Annotated in this window: 1 pseudogene; it reads right to left on the bottom strand. The window is 58.6% G+C overall.

Features of this window, described 5'->3' with window-relative positions:
- Positions 1-210, bottom strand: a pseudogene (locus tag F1735_RS38740) (RNA-guided endonuclease InsQ/TnpB family protein); the annotation flags it as partial.

Raw genomic sequence — 210 nt, 5'->3', positions numbered from 1 at the left:
TCACTGTGACGTTGCGCAGCTCGCCAAGAACGTCCCGACTGTTGCGGTAACGCAGCCAGCCAAGTTTGGGCAGGAAGATGCGGCTGTTGGCCTCGTCAAGCTTGATCTGCTTCGGGTCCGGGTAGCGCAAAGTGTCGCCGCAACCCTTGCGCTTGAAGCTGGGGAAATCGGCCCGTTTCTCGAAGAAGTTCTTGTACGCCCTCTCCAAGT

Origin of the sequence: Massilia genomosp. 1, assembly GCF_011682185.1 — a bacterium.
Lineage (GTDB): Bacteria > Pseudomonadota > Gammaproteobacteria > Burkholderiales > Burkholderiaceae_D > Telluria_A > Telluria_A rubra.
Note: the sequence above shows the minus strand (reverse complement) of the source record. Positions and strands in the feature narration are given on the sequence as shown.